Source organism: Fusibacter fontis (assembly GCF_055378735.1).
The window spans coordinates 75,407-96,084 of the sequence record NZ_AP042445.1 but is presented as its reverse complement, the minus strand read 5'-3'; the positions used below and the strand labels follow the sequence as shown (position 1 = coordinate 96,084).

Sequence of the window (20,678 nt, the reverse complement as noted above, 5' to 3'; positions counted from 1 at the left end):
GTCAATTAGCTTTGATAAATTTCTTGATAAATAAAACTAGCTATAAACACCTACAAATTCATAAATCATTCATTTCCGACATGCTTATATTCGACAAAAGTCCGTATTTTCCTTTAAAGTTACAACGAATTTCATGTAGATTTAAAATTTATATATCTTATGTCGAATAAACACATCAATTTAAACACTAAATTAGAAAATACAAAGCAATTTTACTGGTCTTAACATAGGCTTTCTGCAACCATGCCCTCATTTTCAAACACATTGGAATAATAATTATGTGTTCTATTTATCGCCTCTTTTTTAATTTCTAAATATTTATTAGTCAAGTGATCCATATAAAAAAAATCAATTTTATTAATTAAACTCGGGATATCCAAGTATTCAACAGTATTAAATTCAATAGTTCTTAGTCCCGTATTGAGCACAAATTTCAAATTTTCAAAATCATAAATCTCTTCTTCAAAATTGTTAACAATATTGCTGTATACAGAACATGCTTTTGACAATATGCATATATATTGATAGTCAATATCTATATATGATGTATTATTATTAGGATGCGCAAAGCTTAGATGTTGAGTCGGAGTTAAAGCAATCAAATTTTCTAAATAAGCACTAATCTCAGGATATTCTGCTTGTGGAAATATATGATGCATATGAATTGCAGAATCTAACATATGAGTTTGTTTAACTTCTGATTGCTTATTTCTGTACAAATCATTGAAAACACGTACAGTTTTCTTAGCTTTAGTAATAGTATAATTCACATAAGCATGTCCTTGTTTGATTTTATGCTCCTCGTGCTCAGTTCTAGGTACAAATTTATTTTTATTAGCTAATATATCACGCCAATTTTGTCTGTTATATTGAAGCTCTTCTAATTTTATAGGGTACTTTGAAATTCTTCCGCACTCCGAACCACATTTTTTTTGCTCAAATGCAATTGGATTCAGAATCTTTGTGAATATTCGTCCACATTCTAATTTCTGATTTATAGGTGTATATTGAATGGTAAAATTTTCGAATTTTTCTTTAACTTCTAAATATGATTGTTTAGTTTGAAGTCTAAAGAACTCACTGAAATCTTCCCATAGAAAACTATCCGATAAGACTTTTTTGATGTATTTAATCAAGAAATCTAAAGCATTCATTGGTCTTATTGATATATACTTTAACAATTCTTTGTTAGCTATTTTATAAAAATATCTAGTTCCACTTTTCCGTGTACTTAAAACATTACTATACGCCAACAATTTTATTGGTTGTCCAAAGTACTTATCATATTCATTGCCCGCTTTTAATTCTGGGTCAGGTTTAGAAAAAATTGTAATTACATTATTTCTCGCATATTCACTATGCCATATATCTGATATTGTAAACTCTTTATAAGTATCCAAATCAGTAAATTCAACTATGCAATCAGCAATAATATTAATAACATCAAAAGTACATTTTTGATCAATCCAGCGAGCATCTCCAGACTTTCTGACGTCATAATCATAACTATTCAAGAACTCATCAACTTTCTCTTGAAAACTTATTTGTCTCATGCTTAATCTCCCTTATAAAATCCAAACCAATAACAACTTGTCTTGTCAATATTTAATGACCTAGTTTGGTAATTTCTTGCTATTTGGTAAAATTCCCTATATTCATCACTAGAAAAATATTCTAATTGTTTCTTATCTAAAACTATTTCACTTTTAGGTATTAATATTGCAACCGATCCATTAACTACATAACCTTTCTCTTTTCTCATAACTCTAGGCTTATATGTCATATTTGGCGTTAAGTACACATTGTCTTCATCCATAAATTTAAATACAGCTTTATCCGTTAGATTCGAAAGTTTAATAAACGAGTCATATGTTTCAATATCTATTATTTTATCTCCAGTATTATTAATATTTCTTGACTTAATAACTCGAATCGTACCCTCTTCAGCTTTACTTGTTGTATTGGAATTTGACAATTGTCGATCTCTAAACGGCTCAAATATGTCAAACTCCATTTTTTTTAAAACCTGATCAAAAAAATCATTTCTATATATTATCCAATAGGGTAATTTCTTGTCCATAATATATTTTTGTTGTTGTAATAGCACTCTATTTAGAGTCATAGAATAAATTAGAGTTTTACCAATTTTCGAATTAGTGTCAATAAGAATGCTTATAGTTTCAACAAGAACGCCATAAAAACCTTTTTCTCCAAAATCATTGATGACATCAACTTTCATTTTTGAAATCAACTCTCTTGTTTCAGAATATTCAGGAGTATTCAACAAATTTTTAGGCATAACAAAACAAACTCTATCACTATTCTTAAGAGCTTTTTCCAAAAAAAACCCTGCTAAGTTTGTCAAAGAGTTACTATAACCCATTTTGACATATTGCTGGCGTTTAAAACCCGTTACTTTGGTAAAGGGTGGATTACCAATTATCAAATCCGCTTTGGGGTGATTAAATAACAAATAATCTTCATTGATATAATGCAATTTAAAATTTTTTGGAATATCAATTGATGATACTAAAATTTTCAAATGATTTAGTACTTCTTCATCAATATCACATAAATATAAATCTACATTATCAATATGCTGATATGTTTTTAATAACAAAGGAATAAAATTGCCTGCACCAACAGATGGTTCAATAATAGTAATTGATTTTTTTTCACTAAAATCAGGTAAAGTTTTCACCATTTCATTTATAATAAATTTATTAGTGAAAAATGCAGAATGATGCTCTCTTTTAGAATTTGCAAATTCTACGATACTTGATAAGGATGCGTATCCAATTAGCTTTTTTTTCTGTTTCAAAAATGATACTAAATTTTTTCTTTGATACAAATTGTTGTCTACGATAATTTTCTCTATTTCTGACTTTTTTATTTCTTCTTTTTTCATAAAAAATGAAATATTTGATGCAATTTGATAAAATATTGCGGTCGGTACTGCTTCACCAATACTCTGCCTAATATTAATTTCATCCTTAGCCGATATCATTCTTTTTTCATTATAGCTTAACTGATTAAGTTCTTTCATTGATTGATCTACCCACTTGAAATCAATAGGTATAGTCATCATTTCCATTAATTCTCTTATTGAAAAAACACGATCATCCGTTGGATGTACAGTATTTTGACTTGCCAATTGATCATTTCTTGTATGAATACATGGTGCAACTTTTTCCCAAACTTGTCTTGTATATTTATCCGCATTTTTTTGCTGATTAATAACTATTTTATCATCAATAATTTTGTGGGGTTTTTTAAGAATGTCTCTATTGTCAAAAGCACATTCTCCCTCTTTTAAATCTGTAATCCACGCTCTCATATGGTCAGGATAAGTTCTAAAATGATGATAAAAATCTAGCTCATCATATTCTCCCCATTTAAGAGATTTAAATTTACCTATAACGTCTTTTAAGCATACTTCTTCAGTGTAGTTTGGTAATAATTCTATTGGAGAAATATAATCTGACAAATCCATTCTAACTCCAATAACAAGAGTACGTGTTCTTGATGATTTTGAACCATAGTTTTTAAAATTAATAATTTTATTTACGATTACATAATCCCTAGCTAATTCATTTAATATAAACTCACCGATTGCTTTTACACTTCCATCATTAGTGGTACATCCTGTTTTCCAAAACTGTGCTACGTTTTCGAAAACAAAAAATCTTGGTTGTCTTTCTTTTACAAAATTCACACTTTCTACAACAAGACTATTACGTTCTATTTCTGAATCTGTCTTCTTATGATTAGCAACACTCATGCCTTGACATGGTGGTGTTGCAATGATTACATCAACGAAATCATTACCTAACCTTTTCCACCGTAAAACTTCTTGATTGATTTTCTCTTTTATTGATTCTTGCTTAATATCTCCCAAAACATATCCGTCATCAAAATCACATTTATTATTTATTTTTTGAATATTTAATCGTCGTTCAACAAGTTCATTTGTAGCAATACACTTGAATCCAGCCTGCTTAAATCCAAAACAACCAACACCCGCAGACGAAAACAAACTAATATATGTTAAAGTACCATCTTTTAACAACTTTAATCCTCCCTATTTTATACAAAATCACTTGATCGAATCAACAATATCACTTAATTCACAATCAAGAACATCACATATTTTACACAATGTATTCATTGTTACATTCTCATTTCTACTTAATTTTGCAAATGTACTTGGCGAAATTCCAGCTTCAATCCTTAGATCGCTCTTTTTAAGATCTCTTTCAATTAACAATTTCCAAAGCGGCTTGTAACTAACTTTCACAATATATCCTCCTTAATTAAAGCTACAAAGTACTATACTGTACAAAAATACAGAATTCTGTATTTTATGTTCAGTATATCATAATTCATATTGTAATAACAGTCAATTCGCTAGTTTTCAACTAATCTGATTCACATATGATAATGTCCTGAATAAACACTCTACTGTCTTTTAAGTAATGATGGCATAATAAAAGCTATCATTAAACTTAAATTTTCTAATTCTGCTCATGGTATAATACCATCCTTTTTATTTTGCATTCTCACTTCTCTCATCCAAGTTTTACCTCTCCCTATTTGGGTATACACATTTCATCATTGTGAGAAATTATGTTCGTTACTAATTTATGTAAAATACCTAATATGCTTAAAATTACGAGGTGCGATATGACGATAAAACAGAAATATTTTGTGGCTGGGTTTGTGTTTGGGTTGATGTTTCCGCTGATGGCGATTCCGTTTGAGCTGTTTTTGAGCGGCTTTTCATTTTCGTTGAGCGGGATTGTGGATGCGCATATTCACAACAAGCTTTTATTTATGATCGATACAGCGCCTATTTTTTTAGGTTTATTTGCTTATGTTGGCGGTATGAATCAAGCTAAGGCGGTTGCGCTATTACAGCATAATGAACAGCTACTTTCACAAAGCAATGAAGTTCAGAGCGGTCTTGCAAGTCTTTCAAATGAGCAATCTGCACTTTTGAAAGAATTATCCGTTCATGCCTCACATCTCTTTGATGGCATTCATCAAACGAGAACGAATATGAATGAAATCAAAGCCATTGACAATCACGTTAAACATCAGAATGAAGAAATCGATCAAATTATGGGGCATCTGAAACATAGAGTCAATGAAACCAACCGATTGACAGATGCGATGTCGACGGATCTCAAACAGGTGCATCTGAAATTAGAGACGGTTCTGAAAGACATTCAAAAGAATCAACCTGTGTATCATCAGTTAAGCCATGGACTTGAAGAGACGCTTAAATCAGGCGAACTCTTAGTTCATATTTCAAATAACATCACCAGTGAACTCACGGGGATATTTGAGATTTCGTCTCAGATCAATCTACTGGCGCTCAATGCGTCTATTGAAGCAGCTCGTGCTGGCGAACAAGGTCGAGGCTTTAGTGTCGTTGCGGAAGAGGTTCGAAAACTCTCTGAGCAAACTGAAACTGCACTTAATTCCGTCACTCAAGTTCAGAAAACACTGGTTGAGGATGTCGAGCGCATGAGCCACGATACCAGTGAACTGTCAAAAATTGTCCATCAGATTTTAAGCATTGTGGAAAGCAATAAATCAGAAATGCATGCTCTTATGGAGACCATGATTCACCTCGATGCCAGCCTTGATTCAATGGTCAAACAGAAAGCCGATCAAGCGAACAACTTTACACTGGTTCAAAATTATTCGACGACGGTCTTTAAAGATATTGAAGCCCTATCTGTGAAAATCGAGGCGCTGTTTAAGCACTTAGCATCACAAGAGAAAGTGGTTCATCAGCTTAATGAGTTGGCGTCGTAGCTATGACTGTGATCTCGCCCCTAATCCACCCTCGTACGCTTTCCGCTGTTGCCTTTGACGGCATCCACTGGGAAGCGTTTTTGATTGCGACTAAGTTTGTCTAGCATGATGGTTTCGATGTCGGCTCCGATGGCGTCTGCCAGTAAGAATGAGTAGATGAGAACATCTGCGATTTCGTCTTTGAGACCTTCTAGGTCAAGGGCGTCACCCCACTGAAAATGTTCGAGGATTTCTCCGGATTCGATGGCGATGGATTTGGCGAGATTTTCAGGGGTGTGAAATTGCTTCCAGTCGCGTTGATCGCGGAACTCTAAGATTTTGGCGAGTACAGAGTTGATTGAGTCGTTTTCTAAATCATCCAGACTTGTAATAATTTTAGCCTCTTTCGCATTCTCTTGCACTATCTCTTTCGCTTTCACCTTCACATTCTCGTGTCTTTCCTCTTCCATATCATTCTTCTTTTCTCGACTCATACTTTCCCTCACATATTTTACCAATATTTTCCATATTGTAATTTTACCGTCAAACACTATTATTATAACATATGTATTTAGGATTTCGTATTTTATATTTCAAAATAAATGCGCTGATATAGAAAAATTTCATCATTTTTCTATACATTTTCACTGGCTGGGTATAAATAGATATTGATTGATGTGTCTGTTATTGTTAGAATAAATCAACTGACTATATGGGAGGTAACATGTTTAAGTTAATTGCGGATTCGACGTGTGATTTGAGCGATGAGATACTTGAGAAATATGAGATTGATCTAGCACCACTGAGCATTATTATTGATGGGAAGGTGTTTCGGGATCGTGTAGATATAGATGCGGATACGTTTTTTTCGAGAATTGCGGAATATAAGATGCCACCTAAGACGGCGCTACCTGCTCCGACGCTTTTTATCGATCTTTTCGAGAAGGCGTTTGCTTCTGGAACCAGAGAGATTCTCTGTATCTGTATGTCGAGCAAGACCAGTGGGTCTTATCAATCTGCGGTGATCGCCAAAGAGCATTTTGATAGCGAACACGAAGGAATGGACTACAAACTTCACGTGGTGGACAGTACGTGCATGAGTCACGGAAGTGGCTATTTAATTCTTAAAAGCGCACGTATGCGTGAGAACGGAGCGTCATTTGACGAGGTCGTGGACTACGTGGAATCTTATAAAACCCGTGTGAAACACTTTCTTTCGGTGGATGACCTCGATAATCTCGTGCGAAGCGGTCGTCTGAGATACGGCAGCGCTTTGATCGGAAAACTCATCAAAGTCAAACCGATTATGACCATGAAAAATGGCGAAGGCGCTATTGTCAACAAAGAGCGAGGACGTAAAAAAGTACTTGAACACTACATTGCTGAGTTCAATGCACGTGTGGAGATGTCTGAGACGGATTTTGTCATCGTGGGTTACACGTCGGATCGGCTCTATGCTGAAAATCTCGTTCATATGATTGAGGATGAGACAGAATTTAAGGGCGAGATCTTCCTGATGCAGATGGGCGTCTCTGTGGGCAATCACGTGGGACTTGGCGGCCTTTCATTTTATTTTATTGAAAAAGAACAGGAAACACATCGCTTGATGCGTCTGGCTAATTTGGTGGGGCGACATACGAAGTGAGGGTAACATACAAAAACTCTGAGAGGCGTTGACTTCTCAGAGTTTTGTTATTTATACAGAGGGGATCTATATAAATCCGTTTAGGAGTTAGCTATTGTTTAACATGATGCGGTTACTTTTAAACATGATGCGGTTACTGGTTAAGCATGATACACCTATTATTTAGTTGAATCCACGTAGATTTTGCTCAAGCGGGATGCGACTTGATCGGCATCGAGCGGCTTTTCAAAGTAGTAGCCTTGTACAAAATCAGATCCGTATTTTTTAAGTAGTTCAAATTCTCCATGCGTTTCTACGCCTTCTGTGACGACTTTGAGCTGCAATCCATGGCAGATGGAGATGATGCCTTCCATGACAACTGAATCATCTAGGAATAAAAATTTATCCTTTAAGCTCTTATCGATCTTCACTTTGTCCACGGGCATAAACGTCAGATAACTCAGCGAGGAGTAGCCAGTTCCAAAGTCATCAAGAGAAATCCGAATTCCCAGCGCCCGTAGTTTGTCGAGCTGTTCGATTGCATAGGTGGAATTGTCGATCAAGACGCTCTCTGTAATCTCGATTTCGATGAGATGCGGTGGTATCTGGTGCGTATTAAGTGCTTGTTCAATACACTCAATTAGATGACCCTCATAGAGCTGTTTGGCGGATATATTGATGGCGATGGGCTTAAGAATCGTCTCATTCATCTGCCAACGATTTAGCTGCGCACAAACTTGTTCGATGACCCACTGTCCCATAGGAACGATCAGTCCAGTGCTCTCTGCGATAGGGATAAATTCCACTGGAGAAAGAGCCGTATTTTGAATTCTAATCAACGCTTCTAAGCACTCAACGCCTCCTGTTTCACTATTTATAATCGGTTGATACAGAAGCTTAAAGCGTTCATTTTCAATGGCGTTTTGAAGTTCTTTTTCGATTCTCACTTGATGATCCAAGCTCGAAACCAACACTTTTGAAAAGTAGCAGTAGCGATTCTTGCCACTATTTTTTGCTTCATACATCGCAATATCCGATTTCATCAAAAGGTCATCTACGTGTACTGAGTCATGTGGGTACTTTACAATTCCCACACTTGCGGTGATATGGTTTTTGATGTGTTCGATGAAATTGCTCATTTTGAGTGATTTGAACAGTGATTTCACGATGGTTTCAATGCGTGTATTTTCAACTATTCCAGGCAAATGAACGGCAAACTCATCTCCACCAATTCGATAGATGGTGGTATCGCTATCTAAGGCATTTTTGAGCACCCCACTGATATGCATCAACACTTTATCACCATAGTGGTGCCCCTGTGTATCGTTGATATTTTTAAAGTTATCAATATCCAACAGCAGGATGGTGCCACTTTGACCATTTTTCATGTGATCTGTGACATCTTCAGTAAACCTTCTGCGATTAAACAGATTGGTTAAATAATCACAATCTGCTAAAAATTTTATTTGTTCTTTTTGCCTCGAAATTTCGTCATATTGAGTATATAAAAGCTCTTCATTTGCCTTAAGTTGATGCACCAATGCCGCAAGTTCTTCATTATTCGCTTTGAGTTCTGATTTTGATTGAATCAGCACGACGTTCATATTCAGAAGATTATACGTCATGAGACTCGATACAATCGCAACGATCAGACCGATGAGTAAAATTAAATAAAATAATAAGGTTTTCCCGTGATACGCTACTTTTGGAATAGATTCCAGAATCATCTCGGAATCGTAAAGGTTCACAGTTGCGTGGTGCTGAATCTTTTCAGGAGCATAAGCCTCAGTCAAGTTACTAAAGATGACCTTTTTTTCATGGTCGAACTCGTCTGTTTTACTTAACTGGATATAATAATCCTCGGCAAGTGCTTCAAGACCACAATCCTTAAGGAGCTGATCATAATTAAAAACGATGGATACTTGCCCAAAATACTCGTTTTGTCTCAGCACAGGCATCCGAACTATGACCCCTATTCCACCTTCCACCAAATTGACTGGCGCTGTGATGATGGCCTTGTTGTACTCTTTAGCATAGAGAATCCAATCTTTTTGCGCTTCATTTTTCCCGAGATCAATTCCCACGACATCTCGATAGCGCTCATATGGATAGATATGAGTAAGCGTTGTATCCGTTAAAAACGACATGCTTTGCACAAGATTTTCTGAAGATGCATAGATTCCCTTGGCAAAGAAATCAAACTCATTTTGATTAAACTCTGGATTGATTTCAACATGTGCTTTTAAGCCGTTAATGGACAGCATCCTCGAGGCGATTAAATTCTCTAGATTCACTTTCACATATGTGAGTTGATCTTGACCATTTTCATCATGGTTGTTGTAACTTCGATGATATTCAATCGCCGAGGTAAACAGAAACAAAGCCATCACCAGTAGAAACACCGTCGTCGTCAGGATAAATTTCTTTTTTAAATGCATCACATTTGCCTCCAAATTTTTATGCCGATGGATGTTAGAGAATAAATTTGGATAGCAAGGTTCTAAGCGTCACTGCAAGTTCTGCTAAATTCTCGCTCGCACTGGAGATTTCTTCAATTGCATGTGTTTGTTCTTCAATGGCTGCGGTGGCTTCTTCAGTTGAAGCGGCATTTTCCTGTGCCACAGCTGAAAGACTTTGTAACACGTCTTGCACTTGTTCCTTTTGAACCGCCATCAACTGGCTCGCTTGTTCGATGCGTTCAACAATGGTTTGAGCCAATCGCATCGCTTTCGCAATTTCATTGAACTTATCACGTGTTAATTCGACAATTTCTTCTTGATTCTTGACGATTTCACCTGCTTCTGTCATCTTTGCCACGGCTGTCTCAGCGTCTTTGACGAGGTTGACTAACATTAAGTCGATATTTTTAGTCGATTGTGTGGATTGTTCTGCAAGTTTTCGGATCTCATCTGCAACCACTGCAAATCCTCTGCCGTGTTCCCCTGCTCTCGCTGCTTCAATCGCTGCATTCAGTGCCAACAGGTTGGTTTGATCTGCGATGGATGCGATTAATGCACTAGCATCACTAATCTTACTCGAACTTTCATTGGTCTTTAAGATGCTTTGGAAGACAACTGCCGCTGCATCGCCATTTCGTTTGGTTGCATCGCTCAAATCATCAACAATCGACAATCCATCGCGAATGTTGCTGGCCACTTGGCTAGTAGCGGATACAAGTGTTTGGATGTTCTTTTGATCTTCATCGATCAAATTGCCCAATGCATTTAATTTTTCGGCACCGCGCGTTGTACTTTCTGCTTGTTCACTTGCACCTTCTGCTATTTCATTTACCGTCTGAGCCACTTCTGATGCTGATTTTGCAGATTGTTGAGATGTTGCTGTGACTTGTTGAGAAGTCGCCGCTAAATTCTCAGCTGAAGCGGTTGCGCCTTCAATAAATTCGGCGACGCGATCTCGCATCTCTTTAGCGGATCGAATCATCTTTCCAATCTCATCTTTTCGCCCGATGTATTTTACCGCTGGATCGGCTGGATCAAAATGAAAATCTAGTTGACTTAGATTTGAAAGGACATTTGTAATGGCGATGATCGGATTTGCAATGGAGCTTCCAAGATAATAGCTTGCAATTGCAGCAACTATCACGATTATGAGTAGTCCAATGCCGACAAATTGAATGATCGATACAAAGCCCTCAAAAATAATGGTTTTAATGGACTGACTTGGCACACCTACAAAGTAAATGCCGATGATACGACCTTCTGTATAAATGGGTTTGTAAATTGTTGCATAATCCGTTCCAAAAATAGTTGCTGTTCCAATATATGAAGAGCCACTTTTTACAGACTGAAACGCTTCACTTTTTTGATCGAGCGGCGTTCCAACTGCACGTTCTCCTTTTTCATCTTTTATTGACGTCAAAACGCGAATAAAATCATTGCCGTCTTTTTTGAATATAGTCGCCTTAATCCCCATGGCGTCTGATAACTGATCAATTGATTCATACTGACCCTCAATGGATGTTCCATTTGAATCCACTAGACTGCCTTCAGAAAGTTCTAGTGTGCCAAAAGCTTGAGTCATCTGTATTTCAAGCATACGTTCTGCACTTGTGAGCATATCAGAGAACTGCGTATCCACTGCTTGATTCATCACTTGATTGCTTCTAAACAAAACCAAAGCGCCCGTTGCTAATGCTGAAACGATTACAAGTGATAAAATAATCGCAATGGTCTTTTTCTTAATACTTCTCATTCTACTTCCTCCACCTATCCCATTATTCCGTATCAAAATACTTCTTTTACTACCCTTTATTATATATACAGGCAATATTTTTGTTAATAGAACAACTGTACACGTGTGCATAGTACAAGTGTACTATTTAAGTCCTATATAAATCATATTTAAGTCCGATTTAGGCACAATAAAAAGCTACTGCCTTCTAGATTGAATCGGCAATAGCTTAAAATGTGAGTCATTTAATTAAATTTTTTCTAATAATGAGATTTTTGAACGGCTTGAATCAACTCGAAGCGCGTCTTAATCTCAAGTTTTTGAAAGATCTTCGATAAGTGATTTCTGACGGTATGTTTAGAGATCATCAATGCTTCGGCAATTTCGTTATTGTTAAGCCCTTTATTCACAAATTGACAAATTTCTTGCTCTCGCTGAGACAACTCCGACAGATCGATATGGCGAAGTGAGGTGTCTAGATGAATAGGGTTGGCATCACAAGGTAATGCCGTGCAGCCTGTTAAGAGCAACATGTGATTGAGATAATGATAAATATTCTCTTTTTTCTCTGTTGCCAGATTTGATGCATACTTTCGTCCCGATTCATTGCTTACGATGCACATCACACCTTGTTTAAGTGGATTGATGCAAGCAAACACCAATTGATCCTGATTGCCGAGATAAAAATGTGACTTGTGTACCGATTGAAGGTCCAGTGTTTGAACTGGCGGGATATGTGTCTCCAGAATTTTATAATATGAAACACTGTTTAACCGCTTCACTTCTCCATTTCTAAGATTCTTCAGGCTATTTCGATGCAGATCCATCAGATACAGATCACTTACATCATCTTTAAAAATCACTTGCATCTGTCGATCAAATTCAGTCAAAACAGACTCTAAATGATGATTATATTGAATCTTTTGATTGAACTGAATACACTGTTTCAGATCACTTGATATTTTTTCAAGTTCTTTTTCTTTTTCACTGAGTTGAGCCACTTTTGCTTCATTATCGATGGCACGCATCGTCAAGGTATAACTACATGTTTTTCCTCTTAAGTACGCCTCCACGGATCTCAGCTGTTTCAAAGTGCGTATAATATCCTCTGGTTGATTTAACGTCTCATACAAGCTAACACATTCCATTAAAATCGCTTTTTCAAAAACAAAATGGCGTATTTTTCTTGCAATCTCCAGCGCGTGGTTATAGTGACGTTCTGCCAACACATAATCGTTCGTTTTAAAAAAATATCCACCAGCGACCCGATTAAATTGAATTTGCGGCTGAAGCAAGTTGATGGTTTTCAGATGAATTTCTGCCTTGGATAAATGATCATATGCTTGAGAAATTTGATCGTTTTGAGTATACATTTCACATGCCACTACGTGATAGTAGAACCAATCTAAAGCATCAAGGGACTCGTCTACGATACCGCTCAGATCACTAATAAAGATCTGTGCTGACTGTACATCTTTTTTCATGAGTTTGATTTCTGCCATTTGAATATGTGCCTTCACAATCAATCTTTGATTGTGAATGAGATGTGCGTTTTGTTTTGCTATATAAACGTATTCCTCTGATTGTTCATAATTCTCCATGTTGAGAAACACTTCAGATAAATTCATTGCAATGGTGGTAACTGCCATTAAATTTTCATTTTGAAGCGCTAAATCGTAAGCCCTTGTAAAACTTTTAACAGACTCATAGAATTGATTGAGATAGCAACTCCCAATACCGATTAGGCATTTCGACCGGATGAGATGATCCATATCCTGATATCGCGTTGCGTAATCCTCCATTTTCAATCCAATATCCACCACAGATTCGTACTGCTCTAGAAACATATTGGCGATGCCCTTAAAGTAAAGGGCTCGAAGATAACTTTCACGATTCAGTGAGACTTCTTTTTTTAAGATCGCGTCAATCTCCACTTGAGCCTCTGCGGGATTGTATTGCAACTTTTTTCCAATTTGATCTAATTCTTCTAATATATTTTTTTCACTCATCTCTTAAGGTCCTATCTTTGACAAAATTCTAACAACACTTTCTGTTGGTAGTATTCGACAATTGGCCCTGTTTTCCTTTAATTTTTCTTCACACACCCAATCGACACTCAAATACATGCGTCATCGGCAGTTTGTCCATCTTGTAGATGGAAATTTTGTCTATAAAGATCGGTTCGTGATATTCGAGTGTAAGCAGTGCATCGGCTTCCTCTTCTGTGACTGGTGAACGGCTTCTCAAAGTGCAGTGTGGGTTATAGTCCGTGTGTCTGACCGGTTCAAAGCGAATGCCAGATTGAGCGATGAGCGCGTGAAGTTCTTTCAGAGGCGTTTCATCTACGAGCTTAAAGACAAAGATATCTGAGTTTGGAAAGCGTTCAACAGCTTTAAACTGAATCGTAAACGGTTTGGCATTGGAACAAATTTCTTGTAATCTTGAAAATACAAACTCGGGATTTTCATCTCGTGCGATGACGCCCACACCACTTGAACCAGCAACGGTGATCTCAGCTGGCAGTTTTATACGAAAGTCGTCTTTTTGGTCAGCGCGAATCTTCATGATCATTTGCGCTGCTTCTGCTGGGAAATCAATACATATATAACTATCTTGTTCAAACATCTGCATCCTCCACATTATATTCTATAGATTTTATATGAAATTGTCCGTAGACAAAGTCTCCTTCAGGATAGCACCAAATGGCTTCTCCGTATGTCGCTAAGTTAAAACCGTTGATGTTTTTATAGTCCTTAATCGGCGTTCTAAATGGAAATTTTTCCATCTGAGCAATTGCCGTCCGGTCTAGGGACTCGAAGTCCACGAGTTGCCCCTTGTCGTTAAAGAAAAGGGTCGCTGATATGGTGATATCACCATTGGTAAAATAAGCTTTCACATGTGTGTCGTCGATGAGTTCCCAGCGAATGCGTGCATCAATCAAAGTGGCTGGTGCCAGTAAGCACATATCGTTGAAGAGCGTCACCGTCTCAGTTTCATCCATAATTGGGCCGTCTTCTGAAACGACACTTGCGAGTCCAAAGAGGCGAATGTCCATGCTTGCCTTTTGATCGACATATCGATGATAGCCAGGCACTGTCGTCCCAAACATATCTGCCTTCATAAAAAAGAGTCGAGCTGGGTTTTGGATAAAATTATGTTGCTCTGAGGTAAAGCTAAAGTAATCTTTTCCTTGATCCCGCATGTTTCCTTCAAATACGACCTTAAAATTTTCAACTCGAGGTGTTCCCACGACACCTACATATTCTAGATAGCGCTTTACAGGTGCAGGTAAGTGTTCAAGATCCTCTGCGGTAATGAGCGCATCCTCCGCGCGATTAGCATGCTCTATATTAGAAGATGAGTCAGCATGCTCTGGATTAGATGATGAGTCAGCATTTGACTGAGTCGCCTCAAGGTGATTGTCTTTCAGGTTCGCCCTGACATCCTCTCGATACGTTTTTTCAAATGTGTAGCTCGTATAGTTGAGCACCACCGCGATGAGCAACACGATGTTGATGATCGTGGTAAACTTGAGTTCCTGCCAGTTGAGGATCGCAGCAGTCTGAGCGATGAGAACGGCAATCAGTCCGATCCAGATAAAGGCCGTGTTTTGACGCCAGTATAATAACAGCGTCACCGAAAGTAATGCCACAACACCTATTAAACTCATGTGTTGCTTGACTGAGGCTGCATATAAAAGAATCTGGACGATGAGTAATGCCATCATCACAAGTCTCATAATATCCCTTCTTTCTCTATTAAATCCACTTGTTCCATGTCATTGAGATTATTGAGTAATTGAAACATCACTCTTGCGACCACTTGTACATCAGCAGATGGCACATTGTCATAGAATTTCGCTAAAAAGGTTTCTGCTGTCGGTGCCAATTTTTGTGAAAGTTGCTTCGCTTCATCTGTCATCACCAATCTCAATGCTCTAAAATCACTTGGGTCTTTCTCGATAAGTAGAAGCCCTTTACTTTGAAGTTTTAATGCCATCTGTTTGATGTTTTGATACGAACTCCCGGTTTGTTCGGCGGCTTGTTTCAGCGTCGGTGGCGCTTCAAACAAACTGTCGAGTATCATGAGCAAATACCATTGCTTTGCAGTTAAATCAAAGGGTTTAAGTGCCTTATCCAGTTGCGTATCCAGTTTGACGGTAATGTTCATCAGCGCACCAAATGTGAATGAAAACCCATCTAATTGTTTCATTTTTTCTTTATTCATATAAATCTCTCCTATTGATTTTTAATCAATCTAATTGTTCTTTCAACTTTCCTAATTGTTATGCAAATGCATTGACTTGTTTGTTCAGTTCCCAAACGCCTTCCGAGGTGTTGGATATGTGGCAAATAAAACGCTTCAAAGTTGGATGATAACTGGTTTTAAACGATACGCCTATATCCGATCCTGTCAGATATGGAATAAATGTTTCGCCAAGTTCAGTGACTTCTTTTTTAAGCCACATGCCAAGTCCATAATAGATCCCTAGATCTGGATAGGGACAGACATCCGGTTTTAAATATGCTTCTACCAATGGCTGCGATAATATTTTCTCATCTAAAAAGAGTTCCCAAAGTTTTTTCATTTCCATTAAAGTCGTGTAAATGCCGCCATCTCCACCTGCTTGGTAAGGCATTTTTTCTGTATTTTCATATTCTACGCCGTCTTCTTGATAATATCCTTTTGCTGCGTTGAAAGGTAAATTATTCACTGTGTAAACCCCTGAACGACTGAATCCAAGTGGTCTTAAAAATTTCTCGTTGATGTACTCTTTATACGTCATTCCGCTGAGTTTTTCGATGATGATCGCGAGGAAAATGTATGCGCCATTGTTGTATTTAAACACTTCACCTGGTTTGGAAGTATTGGCCTTATAAGGAAACATTGGCAAGTAGTCATAAGGCGTGATCAGTAGGTGATTCGGCACTGTAAGGGCACTCTCACACGCTTCTGGCGCGATGGATTCGTCCAAATAATCTGGAAGTCCCGATGTATGATTGAGCAAGTGACGGATGGTCATCCCCCGATCAAGAAGTGGATTTCCAAGGTCAAATACGTCAAGTGCACGTGTCTCGAGTGTTAATTTGCCTTCGTCGATGAGCTGTCCGATGGCAAGCGCTGTAAAAAACTTCGTTCCTGATGCGATACCAAAGAGCGTGTCCTTTTGAATCGGGGTTTGTGTCTCGCGATCGATTTTTCCATTGATATAACAATATGTTTCAAAATCACCGTGATATTCGGCGAAAATGCCTTGATAGTCATGATTTTGAACCATTTGACCAATCTGTTTTATTTGTTGTTGTTTTAATGCTTGAGTTTGTGTATTCATCATAATTCCTTTCTGATTCGAGTGAATCGAATCCTTAAATTTAAGTCGTTTATTTTAATTGATGTAGCTTAACTACGCGTTCATCGATACAACGCGTTAAGGTCATTGTGAAACGGCTAAAATATTGATCCCAAAAGCGGAGAGCATTTGGATTGGTGGTCCCATGTTCAACCCAAAGACGTGTATAGCCCTCTTTTTTGAGTTTGTCACTGACAAACTGAAGTAAACTTTGAGCAATGTTTTTACCCCGATAAGCTTCTTCAATATACAGATCTCCAATGTTCATAGTGTTTTCATCTCGATTTGCAAAGTGGTTTCCTTCTTTTGAACAATCGACAATTCCAATGATGCGATCGCCATCTTTTGCCACAAATAATCGCGTATCCTCTTGCTGAATATGATCAAGGTACACTTCGTCAGTAAATTCAGCGCCTAAGTAAAATGTTGGACTCGACTGTAAGTGTTTTACTAAGTTCCGCCAAAGCGAAATCAATTGATACGCATCCACTCGAATCTCTTGTTTTGTAAGTTCTTTGTATTGAACACTTGCCTCAAGTGACTCACAAAATGGTGTTTGAATCCATTTAATGGCATCTGTACATAAGAGTCCAAATTGATTGAAAACATAGGATTCAATGACATCACGATCATGTGCATACACTTTCATCTGATAGTTTCCAACGCCCTCTTTGATGAAGGTCTCCGATGATTTTTGAAAAAGTTGCGATATCATCTTGCCTCGGTCGTATCCTGCTTGGATTGCATACCCACATGCAGGTGAATAAATGGTTCTAACGGTGTCCGTCTCAGTTTCTTTCCAGCTCTTGTAAAATGCTAAATATCCTACTAATTTATTGTTTTCAAGTGCAACGTACCCAAGCTCATTTTGGAAAATATCAGTAACGATTTGAGTCATCTCCTCACGATAATCCTTTTTCATTAGAGCCTCTACCTGTTGTTGCTCTCTTTCATAATTTTCTTGAGCCAATGCAACGGCTTGCTCAATATAACATTTTTTTAGTGGTTTAAATTCCATTGTTTATCGTTCTCCTATAAGTATACCGAGTAAAAGTCCCGTACACGTCCCTGCAAATCCCAACAAAGCGAGATTAAGCTCTAAAATAACAGCTGCAAGAGTGCCAATGGATGTACAAACTATCATCAATAAAGCAGTGTAATTGTGTTTAAGTTTATGTTGTTGAAATGAACTGGATTTTTCAACAGTCACATACAGCATAAGCATCACAATTAATATACACACAAGTGTTATCATGCCAGTTTCACCAACAAAGTAGGCTTTATTCAATCCATTTGTTACAGGTTCAAATATCACTTGATCAAAAAAGTTGTGACTTGCATGTAAGATCACTGCTGGCCAAACACTATTTGATTTCATTCTCAATATCGCGAGAATCACGGATATCAAGATGACTTCAACTGTAAAAACGGACAATTGATAAGGGAGTGGTGTTCCTGCATTATACTTACCTGCAATCATCAACGGATAATGCCAAACTGCCCAAATCGCACCTGAAATGATCGCGCTTTTTAGAAGGCTGTAGTGTCTACATAATTGAGGTAATAGAAATCCCCTCCAACCAATTTCTTCCCCTAACGCTGTGACAATTGACGATAAAAACATACTGACTAGCAGAATAATCGAATCAAAATCGTAGGTTTGATTGAGCGACTGATCGAATGTTAGCCAATAAATGGCATAAGAAATCGCTAAATAAGCGAGAGGGATCACAAAACCAAGGAAGTTATCCGAGAATTTGCCTGTAGTTAAACCCAGTATTTTCTCATTTTTATAGTATTTTTTTTGGACGATAATAGCTGAAATTCCTGGACACCACATTAAGATCGCCACCATTCCAGACGCAGATGCTCCTCCACCATTTATAAGGTAATAGCATGGCATACTGAATAAAAATGTCAGGAACAAAAAGTAATGTATTGCTTTTTTATGATTCATTTCATTGCCCCCTTACTCAGTCTTTGTGAGTCTGTTCATACCGCTCCATCCTATTCTGGTTTTCACAATACCAGCGATAGCTCATTTTAAGGCCTTCTTCTATATCAATTTCAGGTTGGTACAGACCATCTTCGATACTCTTGAGCATGCTGAGTTCATAGTGCTCGTCGTAAAATGGAAAGTAGAACTTTTCTCCCGACTGGATGCGTTCATAGGATACATAATCCACTTCTAAACTTTGCTCTGTTGCCAGTCTCAGCGCTACGACGTACTGTTTCCAAGTCACCGGTTGCGTCATCGTGGCATTATAGGCTTGATTCAGGGCTTTATCAGATGTCATCGCCGAGTGAATCAACTTCACCAAGTCGTCGATGTAGATAAAATTCACCAGATGATTGCGACCGTATGGAATTTGTAGCGTCTCTCCGCGTAAAATTTTATCAAAATAGAACCCTTCTCGCTTTTGATTGTTCCCTTCTCCATAGATATAGGTAGGTCGCAAAATCGTATATGGGAAACCAATTTGATGATGATAACTCAAGATCAGATCTTCACAACACTTTTTGTTATAACAATACGCGCCTGCGCTTAAATCCGTCACCTGTGTGGCATTTTCATCGATGATTTCATCAGAATGAACATACACACCACCCGTACTGATGAACACATATCTCTTAAGTTGACTTTTATCCAGTACTTGATAGAGCGGTTCAATATCTTGAGGTTGATAAGCTGAAATGTCGACGACATAATCATACACTTTATTTCTGAGTTGAAATGCCACGTCGCTCACCAACTGTCGATCCCCTTTGAGGTGCTCGCGGACACCGTCATATGTAACCGGTCTTATGCCCCTAGTAAAAATATCCACGGTATACCCGCGTTCAATTAAATGCATGGCAACTGCTTCTCCAACAAATGCCGTACCACCCATGATTAAAACTGTTTTCATATCATCACACTCCTATGGTCAAATCTTTTCACGATTAAATTAGACATTTGAATCTTTAATCAATCTCATGCGATTCTTAATGAGAATTGCTCTGCTTTCAACTACATAATATGTTATGTATTTTGAGTTGTCAATATGATTTTACAAAAAAAATAGTGAATTTCATTTGCCGAACACGTTGGTATGTGCTAAAATGAGGCAGATACATAACTTATTATGTTTTTGTTAAATTTCGCAGCATACATGTTATAACGCTGCATAAACACTATAAAAATTGAGGTGTAGAATGAGAATTGAAACCCATCGACTGATTCTTCGGTCGCTAAAAATGAGTGATTTTGAGGCACTTATGACCATCTGGGGAGATGCCACTGTGATGAAATTCTGTGGCGGTACTACTTCAAGAGAAAGTGAAGAAAAATCGCTCTTATTCTATTTGAATTATGAAAAAGAAAATGGATTTGCACCTTATGCGGTCCTGAATCAATCAACGAATGAATTAATTGGTGTTTGTGGATTCAATCCTAAGGGAATGAATTACGATGGAGAGTTGATGTATCACTTTCACACATCTGTTTGGGGCAAGGGGTATGCAAGTGAAGCAATAGAAGCCTGTCTGGAATACGCATGGAGCGAACTTCATTTTAAGCGTATCTACGCAACTGTGGAAAAGGGAAACGACGCATCTGTGAAACTGCTGAAAAAATTTGGATTTCAGCTGTGTCAGAGTTCTGATACTGAAGCTGCTTATCTTTTAGAAAAGATCTAAAATTGACACACTGAAACATTGACCCACTATAAG

The 20,678-nt window shown here is 37.5% G+C and carries 17 protein-coding genes; 3 read left to right on the top strand and 14 right to left on the bottom strand.

Annotated elements, in window-relative coordinates; genetic code table 11:
• Nucleotides 1-221: 221 nt before the first annotated feature.
• Genes ACZ41W_RS00405 through ACZ41W_RS00395 form a run of 3 tightly spaced genes read right to left on the bottom strand, consistent with a single transcriptional unit; the run spans nt 222 to nt 4,297 of the window.
• Nucleotides 222-1,553, bottom strand: a complete 1,332-nt coding sequence (locus ACZ41W_RS00405) for a hypothetical protein (protein ID WP_464312915.1) — start codon at nt 1,551-1,553, stop codon at nt 222-224.
• A gap of 2 nt (nt 1,554-1,555) precedes the next feature.
• A complete protein-coding gene (locus ACZ41W_RS00400) occupies nt 1,556-4,069 on the bottom strand; it encodes a DNA cytosine methyltransferase (RefSeq protein WP_464312914.1) in 2,514 nt (837 codons plus the stop codon).
• Between the two features lie 27 nt (nt 4,070-4,096).
• Complete coding sequence (locus ACZ41W_RS00395; RefSeq protein ID WP_464312913.1) at nt 4,097-4,297, bottom strand: helix-turn-helix domain-containing protein; 201 nt, start codon at nt 4,295-4,297, stop codon at nt 4,097-4,099.
• A 386-nt stretch (nt 4,298-4,683) separates the two neighbouring features.
• Between ACZ41W_RS00395 and ACZ41W_RS00390 the strand changes: the two genes are divergently transcribed.
• Nucleotides 4,684-5,823, top strand: a complete 1,140-nt coding sequence (locus ACZ41W_RS00390) for a methyl-accepting chemotaxis protein (RefSeq protein ID WP_464312912.1) — start codon at nt 4,684-4,686, stop codon at nt 5,821-5,823.
• Nucleotides 5,824-5,843: 20 nt separating this feature from the next.
• Here ACZ41W_RS00390 and ACZ41W_RS00385 read toward each other — a convergent pair whose 3' ends face one another.
• A complete protein-coding gene (locus tag ACZ41W_RS00385; RefSeq protein ID WP_464312911.1) occupies nt 5,844-6,296 on the bottom strand; it encodes a nucleotide pyrophosphohydrolase in 453 nt (150 codons plus the stop codon).
• 230 nt (nt 6,297-6,526) lie between these two features.
• On the opposite strand from ACZ41W_RS00385, the gene ACZ41W_RS00380 reads away from it, so the two are divergent.
• A complete protein-coding gene (locus tag ACZ41W_RS00380; protein WP_464312910.1) occupies nt 6,527-7,447 on the top strand; it encodes a DegV family protein in 921 nt (306 codons plus the stop codon).
• A gap of 158 nt (nt 7,448-7,605) precedes the next feature.
• Here the strand turns inward: ACZ41W_RS00380 and ACZ41W_RS00375 are convergent, their stop codons facing one another.
• The 10 genes from ACZ41W_RS00375 to ACZ41W_RS00330 form a co-directional block, all read right to left on the bottom strand.
• On the bottom strand, nt 7,606-9,864 hold the full coding sequence (locus tag ACZ41W_RS00375; RefSeq protein ID WP_464312909.1) for a bifunctional diguanylate cyclase/phosphodiesterase: 2,259 nt from the start codon (nt 9,862-9,864) through the stop codon (nt 7,606-7,608).
• 34 nt (nt 9,865-9,898) lie between these two features.
• Nucleotides 9,899-11,638 carry a methyl-accepting chemotaxis protein gene (locus ACZ41W_RS00370; RefSeq protein WP_464312908.1) on the bottom strand — a complete coding sequence of 580 codons (1,740 nt, stop codon included), beginning with the start codon at nt 11,636-11,638 and terminating at the stop codon, nt 9,899-9,901.
• A 239-nt stretch (nt 11,639-11,877) separates the two neighbouring features.
• Nucleotides 11,878-13,626 carry a response regulator transcription factor gene (locus tag ACZ41W_RS00365; protein ID WP_464312907.1) on the bottom strand — a complete coding sequence of 583 codons (1,749 nt, stop codon included), beginning with the start codon at nt 13,624-13,626 and terminating at the stop codon, nt 11,878-11,880.
• An 88-nt stretch (nt 13,627-13,714) separates the two neighbouring features.
• Nucleotides 13,715-14,242 carry a 2'-5' RNA ligase family protein gene (locus ACZ41W_RS00360; RefSeq protein WP_464312906.1) on the bottom strand — a complete coding sequence of 176 codons (528 nt, stop codon included), beginning with the start codon at nt 14,240-14,242 and terminating at the stop codon, nt 13,715-13,717.
• Complete coding sequence (locus ACZ41W_RS00355) at nt 14,235-15,356, bottom strand: DUF6544 family protein (RefSeq protein ID WP_464312905.1); 1,122 nt, start codon at nt 15,354-15,356, stop codon at nt 14,235-14,237. The genes ACZ41W_RS00360 and ACZ41W_RS00355 overlap by 8 nt, the downstream gene beginning before the upstream one ends.
• Nucleotides 15,353-15,844 (bottom strand): MarR family winged helix-turn-helix transcriptional regulator, encoded by a 492-nt coding sequence (locus ACZ41W_RS00350; RefSeq protein WP_464312904.1) that lies wholly within the window; start codon nt 15,842-15,844, stop codon nt 15,353-15,355. Before ACZ41W_RS00350 ends, ACZ41W_RS00355 begins: the two co-directional genes overlap by 4 nt.
• Nucleotides 15,845-15,902: 58 nt before the next feature.
• A complete protein-coding gene (locus tag ACZ41W_RS00345) occupies nt 15,903-16,952 on the bottom strand; it encodes a serine hydrolase domain-containing protein (protein WP_464312903.1) in 1,050 nt (349 codons plus the stop codon).
• 46 nt (nt 16,953-16,998) lie between these two features.
• Nucleotides 16,999-17,985, bottom strand: a complete 987-nt coding sequence (locus ACZ41W_RS00340) for a GNAT family N-acetyltransferase (RefSeq protein WP_464312902.1) — start codon at nt 17,983-17,985, stop codon at nt 16,999-17,001.
• 3 nt (nt 17,986-17,988) lie between these two features.
• Nucleotides 17,989-18,924 (bottom strand): CPBP family intramembrane glutamic endopeptidase, encoded by a 936-nt coding sequence (locus ACZ41W_RS00335; RefSeq protein ID WP_464312901.1) that lies wholly within the window; start codon nt 18,922-18,924, stop codon nt 17,989-17,991.
• Nucleotides 18,925-18,940: 16 nt separating this feature from the next.
• Nucleotides 18,941-19,876, bottom strand: a complete 936-nt coding sequence (locus ACZ41W_RS00330) for an NAD-dependent epimerase/dehydratase family protein (RefSeq protein ID WP_464312900.1) — start codon at nt 19,874-19,876, stop codon at nt 18,941-18,943.
• 286 nt (nt 19,877-20,162) lie between these two features.
• Here ACZ41W_RS00330 and ACZ41W_RS00325 point away from each other — a divergent pair, with 286 nt between their 5' ends.
• Nucleotides 20,163-20,645 carry a GNAT family N-acetyltransferase gene (locus ACZ41W_RS00325; RefSeq protein WP_464312899.1) on the top strand — a complete coding sequence of 161 codons (483 nt, stop codon included), beginning with the start codon at nt 20,163-20,165 and terminating at the stop codon, nt 20,643-20,645.
• The last annotated feature ends 33 nt before the right edge of the window (nt 20,646-20,678 follow it).

What these genes read in the sequence shown, in the direction of transcription:
- ACZ41W_RS00405 (WP_464312915.1), bottom strand. Translation starts at nt 1,553, where the DNA reads ATGAGACAAATAAGTTTTCAAGAGAAAGTTGATGAGTTCTTGAATAGT.
- ACZ41W_RS00390 (WP_464312912.1), top strand. Translation starts at nt 4,684, where the DNA reads ATGACGATAAAACAGAAATATTTTGTGGCTGGGTTTGTGTTTGGGTTG.
- ACZ41W_RS00385 (WP_464312911.1), bottom strand. Translation starts at nt 6,296, where the DNA reads ATGAGTCGAGAAAAGAAGAATGATATGGAAGAGGAAAGACACGAGAAT.
- ACZ41W_RS00380 (WP_464312910.1), top strand. Translation starts at nt 6,527, where the DNA reads ATGTTTAAGTTAATTGCGGATTCGACGTGTGATTTGAGCGATGAGATA.
- ACZ41W_RS00375 (WP_464312909.1), bottom strand. Translation starts at nt 9,864, where the DNA reads ATGCATTTAAAAAAGAAATTTATCCTGACGACGACGGTGTTTCTACTG.
- ACZ41W_RS00370 (WP_464312908.1), bottom strand. Translation starts at nt 11,638, where the DNA reads ATGAGAAGTATTAAGAAAAAGACCATTGCGATTATTTTATCACTTGTA.
- ACZ41W_RS00365 (WP_464312907.1), bottom strand. Translation starts at nt 13,626, where the DNA reads ATGAGTGAAAAAAATATATTAGAAGAATTAGATCAAATTGGAAAAAAG.
- ACZ41W_RS00360 (WP_464312906.1), bottom strand. Translation starts at nt 14,242, where the DNA reads ATGTTTGAACAAGATAGTTATATATGTATTGATTTCCCAGCAGAAGCA.
- ACZ41W_RS00355 (WP_464312905.1), bottom strand. Translation starts at nt 15,356, where the DNA reads ATGAGACTTGTGATGATGGCATTACTCATCGTCCAGATTCTTTTATAT.
- ACZ41W_RS00350 (WP_464312904.1), bottom strand. Translation starts at nt 15,844, where the DNA reads ATGAATAAAGAAAAAATGAAACAATTAGATGGGTTTTCATTCACATTT.
- ACZ41W_RS00345 (WP_464312903.1), bottom strand. Translation starts at nt 16,952, where the DNA reads ATGATGAATACACAAACTCAAGCATTAAAACAACAACAAATAAAACAG.
- ACZ41W_RS00340 (WP_464312902.1), bottom strand. Translation starts at nt 17,985, where the DNA reads ATGGAATTTAAACCACTAAAAAAATGTTATATTGAGCAAGCCGTTGCA.
- ACZ41W_RS00335 (WP_464312901.1), bottom strand. Translation starts at nt 18,924, where the DNA reads ATGAATCATAAAAAAGCAATACATTACTTTTTGTTCCTGACATTTTTA.
- ACZ41W_RS00330 (WP_464312900.1), bottom strand. Translation starts at nt 19,876, where the DNA reads ATGAAAACAGTTTTAATCATGGGTGGTACGGCATTTGTTGGAGAAGCA.
- ACZ41W_RS00325 (WP_464312899.1), top strand. Translation starts at nt 20,163, where the DNA reads ATGAGAATTGAAACCCATCGACTGATTCTTCGGTCGCTAAAAATGAGT.